14 protein-coding genes are annotated in these 16,327 nt (G+C 71.2%); 7 read left to right on the forward strand and 7 right to left on the reverse strand.

The window, feature by feature from the left end:
• Positions 1-165: 165 nt before the first annotated feature.
• Positions 166-1,665 (reverse strand): long-chain fatty acid--CoA ligase, encoded by a 1,500-nt coding sequence (locus OHA89_RS03370; protein ID WP_266612738.1) that lies wholly within the window; start codon positions 1,663-1,665, stop codon positions 166-168.
• 250 nt (positions 1,666-1,915) lie between these two features.
• Between OHA89_RS03370 and OHA89_RS03375 the strand changes: the two genes are divergently transcribed.
• Together OHA89_RS03375 and OHA89_RS03380 are read left to right on the forward strand one after the other, a co-directional pair.
• Positions 1,916-2,623 carry a hypothetical protein gene (locus OHA89_RS03375; RefSeq protein WP_266612739.1) on the forward strand — a complete coding sequence of 236 codons (708 nt, stop codon included), beginning with the start codon at positions 1,916-1,918 and terminating at the stop codon, positions 2,621-2,623.
• Positions 2,624-2,678: 55 nt separating this feature from the next.
• Complete coding sequence (locus OHA89_RS03380) at positions 2,679-3,518, forward strand: dienelactone hydrolase family protein (protein WP_406365171.1); 840 nt, start codon at positions 2,679-2,681, stop codon at positions 3,516-3,518.
• Between the two features lie 65 nt (positions 3,519-3,583).
• On the opposite strand, the gene OHA89_RS03385 is transcribed toward OHA89_RS03380, so the two are convergent.
• From OHA89_RS03385 to OHA89_RS03400, 4 genes are all read right to left on the reverse strand, one after another.
• Positions 3,584-4,858: a ricin-type beta-trefoil lectin domain protein gene (locus tag OHA89_RS03385; RefSeq protein WP_406365172.1), complete on the reverse strand. Its 1,275-nt coding sequence runs from the start codon at positions 4,856-4,858 to the stop codon at positions 3,584-3,586.
• A 187-nt stretch (positions 4,859-5,045) separates the two neighbouring features.
• Positions 5,046-5,519 (reverse strand): carboxymuconolactone decarboxylase family protein, encoded by a 474-nt coding sequence (locus OHA89_RS03390; protein WP_215141051.1) that lies wholly within the window; start codon positions 5,517-5,519, stop codon positions 5,046-5,048.
• A gap of 112 nt (positions 5,520-5,631) precedes the next feature.
• The gene (locus OHA89_RS03395) at positions 5,632-5,973 is read right to left on the reverse strand and encodes a hypothetical protein (protein ID WP_266612745.1); all 342 of its coding nucleotides are present in this window, start codon (positions 5,971-5,973) and stop codon (positions 5,632-5,634) included.
• A gap of 64 nt (positions 5,974-6,037) precedes the next feature.
• Positions 6,038-6,265 (reverse strand): hypothetical protein, encoded by a 228-nt coding sequence (locus tag OHA89_RS03400; RefSeq protein ID WP_215141053.1) that lies wholly within the window; start codon positions 6,263-6,265, stop codon positions 6,038-6,040.
• 187 nt (positions 6,266-6,452) lie between these two features.
• Here OHA89_RS03400 and OHA89_RS03405 point away from each other — a divergent pair, with 187 nt between their 5' ends.
• Entirely contained in the window at positions 6,453-8,945 is a 2,493-nt protein-coding gene (locus OHA89_RS03405) for a helix-turn-helix domain-containing protein (protein ID WP_406365174.1), read from the forward strand.
• 26 nt (positions 8,946-8,971) lie between these two features.
• Here the strand turns inward: OHA89_RS03405 and OHA89_RS03410 are convergent, their stop codons facing one another.
• Positions 8,972-9,400, reverse strand: coding sequence for a hypothetical protein (locus tag OHA89_RS03410; RefSeq protein ID WP_266612750.1), 429 nt, complete (start codon positions 9,398-9,400; stop codon positions 8,972-8,974).
• Between the two features lie 76 nt (positions 9,401-9,476).
• On the opposite strand from OHA89_RS03410, the gene OHA89_RS03415 reads away from it, so the two are divergent.
• Positions 9,477-11,618 (forward strand): FUSC family protein, encoded by a 2,142-nt coding sequence (locus OHA89_RS03415; RefSeq protein ID WP_266612752.1) that lies wholly within the window; start codon positions 9,477-9,479, stop codon positions 11,616-11,618.
• Between the two features lie 51 nt (positions 11,619-11,669).
• Here the strand turns inward: OHA89_RS03415 and OHA89_RS03420 are convergent, their stop codons facing one another.
• Positions 11,670-12,818, reverse strand: coding sequence for an oxygenase MpaB family protein (locus OHA89_RS03420; RefSeq protein WP_406365175.1), 1,149 nt, complete (start codon positions 12,816-12,818; stop codon positions 11,670-11,672).
• A gap of 309 nt (positions 12,819-13,127) precedes the next feature.
• Here OHA89_RS03420 and OHA89_RS03425 point away from each other — a divergent pair, with 309 nt between their 5' ends.
• Genes OHA89_RS03425 through OHA89_RS03435 form a run of 3 tightly spaced genes read left to right on the forward strand, consistent with a single transcriptional unit; the run spans position 13,128 to position 16,314 of the window.
• Complete coding sequence (locus OHA89_RS03425) at positions 13,128-13,562, forward strand: hypothetical protein (protein ID WP_406365176.1); 435 nt, start codon at positions 13,128-13,130, stop codon at positions 13,560-13,562.
• Positions 13,559-15,475, forward strand: coding sequence for a GMC family oxidoreductase (locus tag OHA89_RS03430; RefSeq protein WP_406368368.1), 1,917 nt, complete (start codon positions 13,559-13,561; stop codon positions 15,473-15,475). The genes OHA89_RS03425 and OHA89_RS03430 overlap by 4 nt, the downstream gene beginning before the upstream one ends.
• Positions 15,472-16,314: a hypothetical protein gene (locus tag OHA89_RS03435; protein WP_266612757.1), complete on the forward strand. Its 843-nt coding sequence runs from the start codon at positions 15,472-15,474 to the stop codon at positions 16,312-16,314. Before OHA89_RS03430 ends, OHA89_RS03435 begins: the two co-directional genes overlap by 4 nt.
• The last annotated feature ends 13 nt before the right edge of the window (positions 16,315-16,327 follow it).

A 16,327-nucleotide genomic window follows, 5' to 3' on the forward strand; every position in this document is an offset into this window, starting at 1 on the left:
CCTCCAGGTACAGGGTGGCCGCAGCGCCCGCCAGGACGAGCACCGCCCAACCAGCCACCGACCACCGCCGGATCGACCTCGACACCGTCCGCCCCCCCCCTGCCACGCTCGCCGCCCCCGGGACTCCCCCGGCGCCCGGCCCCGGACCCATTCTTCCGCAGCCCGTCAGTCCTCGATCGTGATCTCGCGCTTGAGGATCTTGCCCGTGGGGCCCTTCGGCAGGCCCTGCACCAGCTGGACGACCCTGGGGTACTTGTACGGGGCCACCCGTGCCTTCACGAACGCGCGGAGTTCGTCCGCGGTGACCTCGGCGCCCGGCTTCAGCGTGACGACGGCGGCGACCTCCTCCCCGTGCACCTCGTGCGGGACCCCCACGACGGCGGCCTCGGCGACGGCCGGGTGCTCGTAGAAGACCTCCTCGATCTCGCGCGGGTAGACGTTGTATCCGCCGCGGATGACGAGGTCCTTCTTGCGGTCGACGATGAAGTAGAAGCCGTCCTCGTCGCGCCGCGCCAGGTCGCCGGTGCGGAACCAGCCGTCGGCGAACGCGGCCTCGTCGGCCTCCGGGCGGTTCCAGTAGCCGGGCATCACGTTCGGGCCCTGCACAGCGATCTCGCCGACCTCGCCCTCGGCGGCGTCCTTGCCCTCGTCGTCGATCAGGCGTACGCGCACGCCGTCGATCGGGGTGCCGATCGAGCCGGGCTTGCGGGGGCCGTCGAGGGAGCCGAACGTGACCACCGGGGCCGTCTCGGACAGGCCGTACCCCTCGACGACCGGGCATCCGAACGCCGACTCGAAGCGGTGCAGCACTTCCACGGGCATCGCCGAGCCGCCCGTCACGCTCAGCCGCAGGCCGCCGTCACCCGTCAGGCCGGTGGAGCCGGCCGCTTCGGCGGCGGCGAGCAGGCCCAGGAACATGGTGGGCACGCCCTCCATCACCGTGACCTGGTCACGGGAGAGGATCTCGAGCGCCTTCGCCGCGTCGAAGCGCGGCAGCAGGGTGACGCGGGCGCCGGTGAGGACCGCCGCGTTCAGACCACAGGTCTGGCCGAAGACGTGGAAGAAGGGCAGGCCTCCGAAGACCGTGTCCGCCGCCGACATGTCCAGCACGCGTGCCACGGCGGCCGTGTTGCTGCCCAGGTTGCCGTGGGTGAGCCGGGCGCCCTTGGGCCGCCCGGTGGTGCCGGAGGTGTAGAGCAGCACGGCGAGGTCATCGGTGTCCCGGTCGACGACCTCGGTACGCGGCTCGGTGGCGGCCAGGGCCGCGCCGAACTCTTCGGCGGTCACGTCGACGCAGTCGATGCCCAGTTCCGCCGCCGCGCCACCGGCCTCGGCCAGCGCCGGCCCCCAGGCCAGGATCAGCCGGGCGCCGCAGTCGCCCGCGCTGTAGCGGATCTCGGCGGACTTCAGCAGCGGGTTCATCGGGACGGCGACCGCGCCGGCCCGCAGGACGCCGTAGTAGAGGACCGCGAAGTGCGGGATGTTCGGCAGCAGGATCGCCACCCGGTCGCCGGGCCCGACGCCCAGCGCGGCCAGCCGGCCGGCGACGCGGGCGCTGCGCTCGTCCAGCGACCGGTAGTCGAGCGCCAGGCCGTCCAACTGGATCGCGGTGCGGTCGGGGTTGGCCGCCGCGGTGCGGACCAGGTTGAGGGCGAGGTTGGTCATCGTTGACCTCTTTCTGACGGTTCGGTCTTCAGGTGGGCGCCGGTCGCCACCGTGCCGGTCCGCTGCCAGCGGGCCGACACGGTGAAGTGGTACATGTCCGGCGGGAACTCGGCCACTTCGGCCCGCCCTGCTCAGCGGCCAGGTTATCGGTCAGGTGTCGGATGCCGATCGCGACGAGGGCCAGGGGCTTGCGTGCCGGTGGCCTGTGTGACCATGGCTCGTCGATACATCCGCGCTTCCTGGGGGGACCATGCGCACCCGCACCACCACCGCCACGACCGGCCTCGTTGCCGCGCTCGCAGCGCTGCTCGTCCTGGCCGGCTGCACCGCACCGGGCGGGCGCCCGGGCGGGGCGGTGACGTCCGGAGCCTCCGCGCCCGCGCCGAGCGGGGGGTCCGGGTACGAGGGGCCCCGGCCGCAGGATCAGAACCTGCTGGCGTGGACCGGCGACCCCAATGACGCGGGGCACGTCACCGCCCAGACGGCCGCGGGGGTCGGGGGGCGGGTCACCCTGGTGCGGATCGTCCTGCGCGAGGAGATCACCTGGTCGAACATCTGGCTGGGCCTGGCTGGCATCGACCCGAACGCCCAGCTCGCCAACTGCCAACTCGGCGTGTACGACGCCCGCGGCACCCTGCTCGCGGCCACTGCGGACATCTCGCCCCAGCTGATGACCGAAGCGATCGCCAAGCCACTGCCCCTCGCCAAGCCGTTCACCGCCGCGCCCGGAACCTACTTCATCGCTCTCCTGCTCAACGGCAATTGGGCCACCAATGCCCTCACCCTGAAGTCGACCGGGGCCGGCATCTCCGTCAACGCCGGTCTGGCGCCGCCACTGCTCCGGTACAGCACCATCCTGACGGGTCAGACCTCGCTGCCGGCCACCGTCAACCTCGCCGAGCAGTCCACCAGCACCATCAACACCGGCTGGGCCAGCCAGTGGTACGCAATCTCCTGAGGCCACCGGTGTAACTTGCGGGTGTACCAGGCGAGTTGAGGGAGGATACAAGCCCGTGGCAGACCACGAACTGACCGGCTTCAGACAGAGCACGTTCACCCACGACGGCGCCTCCCGCCAGGTGCTGCGCCGGGGGACGGGCCCTGCGGTGATCATCATGGCGGAGATCCCGGGCATCACCCCCAAGGTCATCGAGTTCGCCGAGCACGTGGCGGCGTCCGGCTGTACGGCCGTGCTGCCGGTGCTCTTCGGCACACCGGGCCGTGACGCGAACCCCGCCGCCCGCGGCTGGCCGAGCACCGGACGCTACATGGCCTCGTCGCTCTGGCGGGTGTGCGTGAGCCGGGAGTTCACCCTGCTGGCCACGGGGCGGAGTTCGCGGGTCGTGCAGTGGCTGCGCGCGCTGGCCGCCGAGGAACACGAGCGCTGCGGCGGCCCCGGAGTCGGCGCCGTCGGCATGTGCCTGACCGGCGGATTCGCCCTGGCCATGGCGACGGACAAACGTCTCCTCGCCCCGGTGCTGTCCCAGCCTTCGCTACCGCTGCCCTGCACCGCGAGCCGTGCCGGCGCCGTGGACATCAGCCCCGGGGACCTCGCGGTCGTCCGCGCGCGCTGCGAGCGCGAGGGACTCCAGGTCCTGGGGCTGCGGTTCCGGGGCGACCGGCTGGTACCCGGGGAACGGTTCGCGCACCTGCGGCGCGAGCTCGGCGACGCGTTCGTCGCGATCGAGCTGGATGACAGCACGGCGAACCCCGAGGGCGTTTTCGCACCGCATTCCGTGCTGACCGAGCATCTCGTCGACGAGCCCGGGCATCCCACACGGCAGGCGCTGGACACGGTCCTCGACCTGTTCCGCACACGGCTGCTCGGCGAACAGCCCGGCGCCACCGACTGACACGTCCGGTTCCCCGTGCGCCGCACCGTCTGGCACGGCGCACGGGGACGGGGTGGAGGCCGGGGCTACTTCGGGGTGACCCAGACCTGGCGCTTGTTCGTGTTCGCCGTGTAGAGCTGGACCACGGTGCCGTTGGCGGTCGCGCCGCCGGTCACGTCGAGGACCTTGCCCGACGCCACGTGGACGATCTGACCCTTGGCGTTGACGGACCAGCGCTGCGCGGCGGAGCCGTTGCAGTCGTAGAGGCTGATCTTGTTGCCGTTGGTGCTCGCGTTGCGCGCGTTGTCCAGGCACTTGCCGAACGCGCGGAACGTGCCGTCCTTGCCCAGGATCCACGACTGCGCCGCGGAACCGTTGCACGTGTAGAGCTGGATCTGCGTGCCGTTGACCGCCTTTCCGCCCTTGACGTCAAGGCACTTGGCGCCGATTCCGGTCACCTTGCCCTGCGGGGACGGCACGGCGCCGGCGCCGGCCGCGAGGAGACGCAGGCCCTGCACGTCGAACTGCTGGACGTACGTGCCCGCCCGCTTGTCCTGGTAGGCGTACGTGGGTGAGCACATGACCGGGAACTGGCCGGAGTCGGTCCCCTTGACGCAGTCGCTCTTGTTCAGGCTGCGGTTGGCGTGCGCCAGGCCCAGGGTGTGTCCGAGCTCGTGGCTGACGTGGTTGCGCATGTACGTCTCGCCCATGGCGGCGGTCGGCTTGCCGGCCGTGGTGAAGAACTCGTCGTCGATGTAGGCGTGTCCGCTGGTGACGGTCGCGGCCACGGAGGAACTGGTGAAGCCGCAGCTGAGGTTCGCGCTGCCCGAACCGTCGTGGACCACCTTCCAGCCCGTGTTGCCCATGCTGCCGCCTTCGGCGGGCGGGACGCACGGGCGGTGCAGGACCCCGATGACCACTTCACCCTTGGGCCTGGCGTAGTTCCAGCCGACCGGCTTCGTGTCGACGGTGACCGGCAGGTTCGTGATGCGCCGCAGGTCCGCGGCGGATGCCTGCACGTACGGAGCCAGCCAGTCCGCGGACTTCTGGTCGTAGAACTTGATCGTGTAGCCGGTCTGCAGCCACTTGGTGGCACCGCTCAGCTTCCACCCGTCGCCCTGGGGCGCCGCGAGTGCGGCGGCCGCGGCCGACCTCGTCGCGGGTTGTGACGCCTGTGCGCCGAGCGACATGACGCCGTCCTTGAAGACCGTGCTGTCGCTGCTGTAGGCGGCGGAGTCCTCCGCGTGGGAGTCGGGTGCCTCATCGGCCGACGGTGTCGGCTGCGAACTCGCGGCCTCCGGCGGGTTGTCGCCTGTGTCCTCGGTGCCGAAAGCGCTCGAGGGGAGTTGCAGACCTCCCACGATCGCCGCCACCGCTGCCGCGGCAACGATGGATTTCCGGTGCTTGCCTGTCAATCGCAAGTGTTCGTTGCCCTCTCATCAAGAATCGTTTCCCGCCGGCCCTGTGGCGACAGGGCCGGCGGAAATCGAACTGATGATAGGACAGCGCAGCAAAGAGCCAGGCAGGCACCGGAATTGGCAGATCCGACTACCCGAACTGGCCGGGCTGGTAGTCGCCGGCGGGCTGCTGGACGATGACGTTCACCCGGTTGAAGGCGTTGATGAGGGCGATCAGCGACACCAGTGCGGTGAGCTGCTCCTCGTCGTAGTGCTTGGCCGCCTTCTCCCAGACCTCGTCCGGGACCCCACCGGCCGCGTCCGCTATGCGGGTGCCCTGCTCGGTCAGCTCGAGCGCGGCGCGCTCGGCCTCGGTGAAGACCGTGGCCTCCCGCCACACCGCGACCAGGTGAAGACGCGCCGACGTCTCACCGGCGACGACGGCCTCCTTGACATGCATGTCCGTGCAGAACCCGCAGCCGTTGATCTGACTCGCGCGGATCTTCACCAGCTCCTGCGTCGCGGCGGGCAGCGGCGAAGCCGCGACCACTTGGCCCGCCGCGATGATGTGCTTCAGGAACTTGCCGGCCGTCTGGCTGCCGAGGACGTTCAAACGAGCACCCATGGTGGCTGCCTCCTCTGTCGTTGTCGGTGGTGACACACCTCTGACAGGACAGCCCGCCACTATGTGACAGCCGCAGATGTGACCTGCGTCTCCCCCGGACACGGAGCTGCGACTAGCACTCGGGCACGCGCTCGGGGGAGACCTCTCCGCCGTCGCTCATGATCGATGTGCTGTCGTCGATGTATCCCGACCCGCCGTCGTAGGAGACCTTGTAGCTCCCGCCGTAGCCCATTCCCTGGGCATCCACCTTGCCGGGCTCGTGGCACTCGACCGTCACCGGTGTCAGGATGGTGAGGCTGGCGATCGGCTGCCGTCCCTTCGGGTCCGCGTTCTCCCAGACCGGCACGCGGTCGTAGTTGCCGATCTTGCCTTCGATGCCGCCGCATCCCGTCAGACCCACTGTCGCGAGTGCGACAGCGGCCAGCGCCAGCGGCGTACGCCCCTTGTTCTTCATGAAGTTTTCCTTCCGGTTGTCCCTGCGGAGCACCAGGACCAGGAAGCCCCGGGCGTGGTGTGGTTCAGCGCTGGCAGGACGCCGCGAGGATCAGCAGAACGACCAGGATTCCCAGCATCGGCAGACATCCGAGGCCGCCGCTCGGGTCGCTCTTGTTGACCTCCACGCTGCCGCCCGGGGGAACTCCGGGGTGCTGCTTGGCGTAGTGCTGGATCTGCTGTTCCTCGCTCTGTGACTCGCTGAGCCACGCCGTCTTGTAACTGCACTCGCCGCACCAGTGGCGGTACGCCATGTCGACTCCTCATGCGGATCGGGTTCGCGGCGTGCGTCGCCGCGGCCACCGCCCGGGTGATGACCGGGCACCACCGATGCTGCGGTTCCTGCTGCTCAGACGAACAGGCCAGGACACCGGCCACATATGACCGGTCGTCACGATAGGCTCGCCGTCGGCCCTACCCGCAGGCAGAGAGGGCGCCGAAGTGGCGGATCAGCTCGGCACGCTGTTACGCACGCTCCGCAAGCAGGCGGGGCTGACACAGGAACAGGTGGCGGAGCGGTCGAAGTTGGGCGTGCGCACCATCCGCAGGCTGGAGACCGGCACGTCCACCGATCACCGGCTGGGAACGGTGAACCAGATCGCCGACGCTCTGGGGGCAGGGCCGGAGGAGCGCCTGCGGCTGGCGGCCGCACTCGCGAAAACCTCGCCCGAGCCGGTTTCCGAACCCGAGCCCGAACCCGTCTCCGCATCGGCTTCCGGGGCTGCCTCCCCATCCCGGCGGATTCCGGGCGCCCTCGCCCGCGCGGCGGAGGAGTTGGCGAACGAGATCACTCGTCGCTGGCAGATCGAAGAGGAACAGCGCCGGGTCCACGATCCGTTTCCCTTGCCGGTGCGGTGGCAGGATGCACCCGAAGTACTGACGGATCGTCCGGAGAACGTTCGGCGGCTTCCACCGGGGGCCACTGCGGGCCCCATCGACCTGAACGGTGATCTGCACAGCGTGGCCGACGTCTACCGGCGGATCCCGTCCGGCCGGCTGGTGGTCCTCGGGCGGGCCGGCTCGGGCAAGTCGATCCTGACCATCCGGTTCGTCCTGGACCTCCTGGCCACCCCGGCTCCGGCCGCTGCCGAGGCGGGGCACCCGATTCCGGTGATCTTCAGCCTCGGATCCTGGGACCCGACGACGACCGCCTTGCACGACTGGTTGATCGGCCTGCTGCTCCGCGACCACCCCCATCTCGTCGAGCGGGTCCCCGGCGGCTCGACGCTGGCCGCCGCGCTGGTCGACGCGAACCTGGTGCTGCCGGTGCTGGACGGTTTCGACGAGATCGCGGAAGGCCTGCGGCCCGACGCGCTCGAGGCGCTCAACAGCACCTCGATACCGCTCGTACTGACCAGCCGCCGGGAGGAGTTCGACAAGGTGGTCCGCAAGGCGGGCACCCCGCTGGTCTGGGCCGCCGGTGTCGAACTCGTCGACCTCACCCCCGGAGACCTCACGGACTACCTGCCCCGTACCTCCAGGCCCGTCAACTCCCGGGGAAGCAGCCGGAGAAGCGGCCGGGAGGAGCGGTACGCCAATGTGTGGGATGTCGTCCTGGAGGCGCTGCGCACCCAGGACACTCCGGCGGGCAGGAACCTCGCGAGGGTCCTCAGTACCCCCCTGATGGTCATCCTGGCCCGGACGATCTACAGCGAAGCCTCGGACATCGATCCGGCGGACCTGCTGGACACCACCCGCTTCCCCACCGAACACTCCCTCGAAGAGCACCTGCTGGCCAGCTTCGTGCCGACGGTCTACCGGCGCCGCGCCCCCGTGCGGTCCACCGGCGGCCACCCCCGCCGGCAGCCCGACCGCGATCCCGAACAGGTCCACCGCTGGCTCGGCTACCTCGCCCACCACCTGGCCCGGCTCAACGACCTCGATCGGCAGGATCTCGCCTGGTGGCGGATCGGCGACTCGCTGCGTCCCTCGACGCGCGTCATCGCCGTCGCGCTGACCTGCACGCTGTCCATCACCGTGGCCGAGTGGTGCGTCGGCCTGTTCGTCCACTACCTCGGGGGCGGCATCGCCGCGGCATTCGGCAAGGTCCTCGTCGACGGAGCCCTGATGGGGCCCATCGCGGGCCTGGCCTTCGGGTGTGTGTACGGACTCATGCAGAGGTTCGGCACAACGGCCTTCAAACCGGCCCGTGTGCAGCTGCGACTGCGCCTGCGACTGCCCGCAACCGATATCCGCACCCACGTCGGCCGCGGGCCGATGCGCACCTTCACCTCCCGGTTCGTGGCCGGGCTGCTGGGCGGATTCGTGATGGGCGCCGGATGCGCGTGCGCCACCACTCTGGAACGCGTGCTGTACAACCAGATCCCGCTGACCAGCGGCACGCTGATCGAGGGCACGCTCATCAACGTGCTGGGCTACGGGCTGATCTTCGGCTCTGCTGCCGGACTGGCCTACGGGCTCCTGGCCGTGCTCGAGGCGCCCCTGGACATCGCCTCCGCGGCCACCCCGGCCGGCCTGCTGTCCGCCAACCGTGCGACGGTGAGCCGGCAGGTCCTCGTGCTCGTGCCGGCTGTCACCCTCGCGATCGCGCTCGGCGGCCTCCTCTTCGTCGCCCTGATGCAAAACATCGTCGGACCCCTGAGCTGGAAGCTGCTGGACGGGTTCTTCATCGGAGCGGTGGGCGGCCTGGGCGGCGCGTTCTCCTACGCCCTGGCCTTCACCGCGTGGGGCCAGTGGGTGATCCTCACCCGCGTCTGGCTGCCCTTGACCGGCAAGCTGCCCTGGGACACGGTCGCCTTCCTCGACGACGCCTACCGACGGGGAGTACTGCGCCGGACCGGTGCGGTCTACCAGTTCCGCCACAGCCGGCTCCAGCACCATCTCGGCGACTCCTTCCGCCGATTGCACACCGACCACGAGCCCGCCACGTTCCGTTCCAGAGCACGGACGGGAGCACGGACCGGTTCCTCGTGAGCACCCGGGTGGAGCGCCGCCCGGGGTCAGAGGGAGAGGATCGCCGACGCGGTCGTCCGCCACCCGTCGTCCGTCCTGGCGGCGAGGTACAGCACGCGTACCCTCTGGAACTCGCGCCCGCTGCCGTCGCTGCGCGCCCAGGTCACCTCGATGAGCGCGGACCGCTCGTTCAGGGCACGGACTTCGAGGTCGAGTGCCTCGCTGCCTCCGTAGTCGGCCTCCCGCAGCGTTTGCAGCTCGTGGGTGAGTCCGGCGACGAGCGCGGCGCCGGAGGTGAGCACCGTGTGGGCGCCATCGGTGGTCATGGTGATGGGTACGGCGAAGTAGTCGAGCAGCGGCGCCGGGTCGGTGCGGCCGGCGGCCGCGAGGCCGATGAAGGTGGTCACGTACCCGTCGAACCAGGCTCGGGCGTCCGCTTCGACAACGGAAAGATCCGTGTGCGGGATGTGCGGCATGGGATTCCTTCTCTCTCGTGCAGGGCCGGGCGGGCCGCCGCGTGCCGGGCGGCCGGTGCCGGGGGATGCTGGTTGCATGGCTGGCGTTCCCAGGGTGCGGCTGCCCGCCGCCTACCGGGCGGCGGCGCGTCGGTCGGTCCGGGTCACGCTGGCCGGCAGTGCCGGCTTCTACCTGTTCCTGTACGGCTTCGGGTCGGCCGTCGCGGCGACCTACGCGGTGTTCGCCGCCGTGGCCATGGCGGGCCTGTCGCGCATCCCCGGTACCGGCCGACAGCGCGCCGCGATGCTGCTGCGGCTGGTGCCCGCCTGCTGGGTACTGATCACGATCGGCACCTATCTGGCCGTACGGACCTGGAGCGCGGCCCTCGGGATGCTGGTGGTCGGCTTCGCGCTGGCCTTCACCGCCGTGGGCGGGCCGCGCCCGGCGGGAGCCGCTCCGGGGCTGCAGCTGATGTACATCCTGCCGTCCTTCCCGCCGTACGATCCCGGTTCGCTCGGCGAGCGGCTGGCGGGCGCGACGACGGGCCTCGCGCTCCTCGTCGTCGCGGAGGCACTCCTGCTGCCCGATCCGCCGACCGTGCCTTACCGGGAGCTGGCCGCGCGCGCCGCCGACAGCGCGCAGCGGTGCGCCGACGAGCTGACCAGTGCGTCCTGCACGCTGTCCGACGGAACCTTGCGGGAGGCGCGGGAGGCGAGTACAGGGCTGCGGTCCTCGCTGGTTCCGGAGGCCGAACGGCCGGCCGGGGCGAGCGTACGGGACCGGGCACTGACCCACACCGGCCTGTCCCTCCGCACCCTGCTGAGCAGGCTGCCACTGCTGCCGCCGGTCCCCGCGGGCCCCGATCCGAGCCGGGCGGGGCTGGACGCGCTGCGCGCGGTACGGGACGCGGCGGAGGAGACGGCAGTCCTGCTGCGCGGCCGGGCCCCCGCCGGGGACGCGCACGCGGAGCTGCTGCGGGCCCGCTCGGCCCTGGCGGCAGGCCCGGCCGCCGACGCCTCCCCGGCGGTGCTGCGCCGACACGTGGCGGTGCTGGAGGCGGCCGACGCCGCGCTGGCGATGTCGACGGCCGCATGGATCGCGGTACGGGGCCGGGCGGGCGCGCCGCGGGCGGCGCCGGGGCGGTTCTGGTACGCGAGCACGCCCGCACCACAGCTGTGGTGGCGGCGGCTGGAGGGGCACGCCGGCGGTCGTTCGGTGTTCTTCCAGAACGCGGTGCGGATCAGTCTGGCGCTGGCGGCGGCCCGGGTGATCGCGGGGGCGGACTCGCTGCCGCACGGGTTCTGGGTGCTGCTGGCGACCCTGACCCTGACCCGGACGACCGTACGGGAGACCCGGTCGACCGTGCGGGTGGCGCTGACTGGGACCCTGATCGGCGCCCTGATCGTGGCCGGGCTGCTGGCGCTGGTGGGGACCGACACCACGGTGTACGCGGCGGCGCTGCCGCCGCTGATGCTGGTCGCCTTCACGCTGGGTCCGGTCAAAGGGGTGGGCTGGGCCCAGGCGATGTTCACACTGGTGGTCGCCCTGGTGTTCGCTCAGCTGGCGCCCGCGACCTGGCAGCTGGCCGAGGTCCGGTTGCTGGACGTGCTGACCGGCAGTGCGATCGGCGCCGTGTTCGGGCTTCTCGCCTGGCCCCGCGGCGCGCAGGACGAGCTGCGGCGCTCGGTGGCGGTGATGCTGCGCAGCGCGGCGGAGGCCGTGGTGGCCACGACCGCCCAGCTCGCGGCGGGCGGGGTGCGCAACCCCGTGCTCGCCGCGCCGGGACACCGCTCGCTGCAGCACGCCGTGATCCTGGCGGAGTCGGCGTACGCGCAGTTCCAGTCCGAGCCGAAGGAACCGGCCGTGACCTCCGCCGGGCAGGACTGGCAGGCGACACTGATGGCCGGCCACCACACGCTGTGGGGGGCGGTCCGGCTGCTGGCACCGCCCGAGCGGGTCGACGTACCGCCCCTGGGACGGGAGCCTGCGGCAACGGTGACCCGGCTCGGGGACCGGGTGGCCGGACGGATGCTGCTGGTGTCGGCGCGCCTGGACCCGAGCGGCGACACCCCGGAGGGGCCGGTGCCGCTGCGGGATCCGGAATCCGACGGATTCGCGGCGGAGCCGCCGGGCGCGACGACCCTGTACTACGGGGCCGCGGCGTGGCTGGACTCGCTCATGACGGACCTGGAGCGCATCACCGGGCAGTCCGGGGACGGGCGGGCAGGGCCGGGCTGACCGGTGGGGCCCCGCCCTGGACGCCCTCGGCCAGACCCGCTGCGACGCGGGTCAGCGGTTGTCGTCGAGTTCCTGGTGCATCTGGGGCTGGTCGTCCGCGTCGTGGGTCAGTGCGTACCGCTCGACCTCGTTGAACGCCTTCGACCCGATCCCGAGGATCTCCTTGTACGGGTTCACGCCGACGGCCTCCTTCGCGGCGCCGCCCAGGAGTCCGCCGGCGGTGCCGCTGACCAGGCCGTGGCCGCCTGCCAGGACCTTTCCGGCCGCGTCCAGCACGCTCTTCTTCAGGCCGGCCATGTCGGCGTACTTGTCGGTGAGCGCGGTGCGGACCATCGCGACGTACGCGTCATGAGCGCCGGGCGGCAGGAACTTGCGGTAGAAGTCGATGGCTTGTTCGGTCATGAAGACGCCGTCGTCGGTCTTCTTCCACTCCTTGTCGCGCTCCTGGTTCCACAGCGCCTCCACGTCGTCGGCGTTCTTGGGGAGCAGCCACTTCTCGGGGGTGCCGAGGTAGTGGCTGACGTAGTGCCACGCACACATGAAGCCGTGCGCGTCGTTCTTCGACACGTCGAGGCCGAGGTTCTTCATCCCCTGGAGGATCTGCGTGCTGAACACGCAGGCGGCGCCGGTGGTGTACTTCTGGGAGACCGGCTCGCCCCACTTCGCGTAGTCCCACACTCCGCTCTTCTTGTGGAGCTGGCGCACCGACGCGTGCACCATGCGGACCTTGGTGACGGTCGAGGCGAGGGATCCGTCGCGCATCGCGTTCTTGTTGCCCATGTCGATGAAGAGCCGGGAGGACTGCGACAGGCGCCGGCCCGGCCCCTCGACCCCGCCGAGGCGCCCGGTGGAACGGAGCGTGAACGCGCCCGTCGGCGACAGGTAGGTGCCGATCAGGCCCACGGTGCCCTGGAGCATCGAGACCTCGCCGTGGTGGTGGGCGAAGAAGCTCTCGGCGGCCTTGACGTCCGCCTCGCTCCAGTCCGTCGGCGGAGCCACCGCCTTCTTCAGGAACTCGGCTAGACGGGGCGGAAGTTGGGACAGGTCCTGGTTCGGTCCCAGCGTGCCGATCGTGCGGAACAGGGCGTTGACCCCGTCGATTTCGCCGTTGTCGATGAGACCGGACACCAACTCGTCGGCTTCGGGGTCGCCGACCTTGTTGGCCGCTTCCAGTTCGGCGGCGAACGTTGCGGTCGTCATTGCCACAGGGACTCCATTTTTCGTGGACGGTGGGTGATCCGGCGGCAGGGCCGGACAGGGGGATGCTGTCGACATGCGCGGCACGCTGGGAACAACCCCGGCGAAAGGGATCGTTTCGCCCTCACCTGGATGGCCGAGGGCCCCCCTCGCCGCCGTTCATCGGATGAAACGTGGTTCCGGTCGATGGCCGGAGAGTTCAGGCCGCCTGACGGTGGGAGCGCTTGGGGCGGTTCTCGTCAGGGCAGGGCTGTTCGCCGTGAAGTGGTCAGTGGTCGTCGTGGCCGGCAGCGCGTCCGCGAAGGGATGTCAGTGAACGCAGGCGAGAACCCGAGGCGGGATGCGGGGCGCGAGGGCTGCGAGGTCGAGGGGTTCCTCAGGCTCTCCAGCCAGTTGACCGGGTTCGGCTCTGACGAGTTGCGCGAGGGCGGTCTGGCTCCCGCCTTCCTGGCCGTCGTACTGGACCAGCTCGGTGCCGACACCTACCGGCGGCTGGCCGCGGCGCCCGACGCGCGCGAGGAGGAACTCGAGGCGGCGGCGGAGGCTCTGATCCGCCTCTGGTACACGGGCAGCTGGACGGGGCCGACCGGCACCGGCGGGCCGTTCGTCGTATCGCCCGAGGCCTACGCCGGCGCCCTGGTGTGGCGGGCCATCGGCGGCCGCGCACCGGGTACTTCCGCGCCGGGCTTCGGAAGCTGGGCCGAGCTGGCGGGCGTTCGCACCCAAGGAGCGGGGTGGCGTCGATGACCGGGCCGGGCCGGTACGACGTGATCGTCGTCGGTGGTGGCATCGCCGGCTCCCTCGTCGCCCGCCAACTGGGCGAGCGCGGCCGCCGTGTTCTCGTACTGGAGGCAGGTGCCCGCGCGGACGACCCGGAGCAGGGGCATCGCGAGGCCATGGAACGGTTCCTGACGGCGTCGGCGAAGGTGCCCGGGTCGCCCTACCCCATGCCGGACGCGACCCCGTGGCCCGAGGTCACCGACCTGACCGGCCTGGACGCTGGCGGATACCGCTCCGACGGCTACCTCGTCCAGCGCGGCGAGCTCCCGTACGCCAGCGGGTACGTACGGGTCAACGGCGGCACCGGCAACATCTGGACCGGACTCACCCCGCGCATGCTGCCCGAGGACTTCGACACCGAGGCCTTCGGCTACGGCCGCAGCTGGCCCCTGACCTACGCGGACCTCGAGCCGTACTACCGCGCGGCGGAGTTCGCGATCGGGGTATCGGCCGACGTGGACGAGCAGCGCGCGAAGGTGGGCCTGCCGTTCCCCGAGGGCTACGTCTTTCCCATGCGGGCCCTGCCTCCCAGCCGTGTCGACGCCGTCCTCGCCGGACGTCTTGACGGCCGGCGGGTCGCGGAGCCCGGCGTCGGGGAGCCGGTGGAACTGCGCGTGGTGGGCACGCCTCAGGGGCGCAACGGCATCGCGAATCCCCGGTACGCGGGCGGGGCGGGTTACGAACCCGTCGGTGCGCACGGGCGCCCCGATCCGGACAGCCGGTGCGTCGGCAGCGCGACGTGCATCCCCCACTGCCCCTCGCACGCCAAGTACACCCCCCTCAAGACGCAGGCGGGCTGGGGCCCTTCGGTCACGCTCGTGGACCGGGCCGTGGTCAGCCGGATCCTCGTCGATCCGGGGGGCCGGGCCACCGGAGTCACATACCTGGCTCCGCCGCGGACCGGCGAACGCGCGCAGGATGGTGCGCCGCCGGGTCCGCAGCCGGGTCCGCAGGCCGTGACCGGGCACACCGTGCACGCGGATGTGGTGGTGCTGGCCGCGCACGCGATCGAGAACGCCAAGCTGCTGCTCTTGTCCGGCCTGGGCAACCGCAGCGGACAGGTGGGCCGCAACCTGATGGACCATCCGGTGCTGCTGACCTGGGGGCTGCTGCCCGAGCGGGTGGGCCCGTACCGCGGGCCGGGTTCCACCTCGGGTTTTGAAGGGTTCCGGGCGGGGCCTGCCCGCCGCCGGCGCGCGCCGTTCCGGATCGAGATCGGCAACTGGGGCTGGGTGTGGGCCAAGGGGCCCGTCGACACGGACATCGCCGAGCTGACCCGTGCGCAGGGACCGGACCGGCGGCGCGGGCTGCGGGGAAGCGAGCTGCGCCGGGCGGTGGCCGACCGCATCGGACGGCAGTTCACGCTGCAGTTCGAGATGGAGCAGAGCGCCGACCCCGCCAACCGCGTCACCCTCGATCCCCGGCACCGAGACCGGCTCGGTCTGCCGCGCCCGGTGGTCACCTACGGCCTGTCCACGCATGTGAAGGACGGCATCGCGGCGGCCAAAGCGCTGTCCGACCAGCTCTTCGCACTGCTGGGCGCCGAGGACCACACCGCCTTCGAGCCCACCGCCTGGCCCGGCCGCTTCGAACACCGGGGCCGGACCTACGGCTACCGGGGCGCCGGCCACGCCGCCGGCACCCACATCATGGGCGGCAGCCCCCACACGTCGGTGGTCGACCAGTGGCAGCGCTGCTGGGACCACCCCGGCCTGTACGCGGTGGGCTGCGGCAGCATGCCGTCCGTGGCGACGTCCAACCCGACCCTGACCATGGCCGCCCTCGCACTGCGCAGCGCGGAGCGGATCGAAGCCGAGCTGGCCGACCGCGAGCGGCCCGTCACCCTGACCGCCACCCGAGCCTTCGGAGCCACCTCGTGACCCCACTGCCCCTGCCGCCCGTCGCCGCTCCCTACCAACTGCCCTTCCACTACGGGGCGCTCCACAACATCGGCCTGGACTACCTCGTCGACCCCGAACCGGTGCGGGAGGTGCTGGCGAAGCACCATCCGGCCCTGACCGCAGCGGAGTTCGACGGACAGTGTCTGGTCTCGCTGAACTACCAGCTGTACTTCGCCCAGTACCAGTTCGGCGGGGGCATCACCCAGGAGATCGAGGTCAACATCGTCGCCTACCCCACGGCGGCCGCTGATCGGCTCCCGCAGGTGGGCTATCAGCAGTACGCCCAGGGGTACGACCAGACCAAACTGCTCGGCATCGCCCGTATCCACGTGCTGTGCGACAACGCGCTGGCCATCGACGCCGGGCGCAAGCTGTACGCGGAACCCAAGTATCCCGGCTGGTTCGAGGTGGAGATGCCCTCGCTCAACGGCCCGGACGGCGACACCTGGGACGTCCACTGCCACGCGGCGGAGGCCACCCCGGACGGCGGGATCGCCCGCCGTGACGGCGAGTTGTTCTCCTTCAGCGCCCACCTGGGCCGGCTCACGTCCGTCCCCGCGAACAACACCCCGATCACCGGGTACGGCACCGATTCCGAGGGTGTGGCACTCGCCGGTCCGATGAACGTCTACCAGCCCTACCGCTGGTACGACCTCAGCGGCCCGGCGTCCGGATGCTCGCAGCTCACGGTGCACGATCCGGCCGGTGACGTCGGCCAGGACCTCCTCCGGCTCGTCCGCGACACGCCCGCGGCCGGGGCCTGGACCTACCAGTCCGCCCCGGTCGCCGCCCACAACCGTCCGTACTACCTCGCCTGACGGGTCATAGGGA

Source organism: Streptomyces sp. NBC_01546, from assembly GCF_045208355.1.
Classification (GTDB): Bacteria; Actinomycetota; Actinomycetes; order Streptomycetales; family Streptomycetaceae; genus Streptomyces.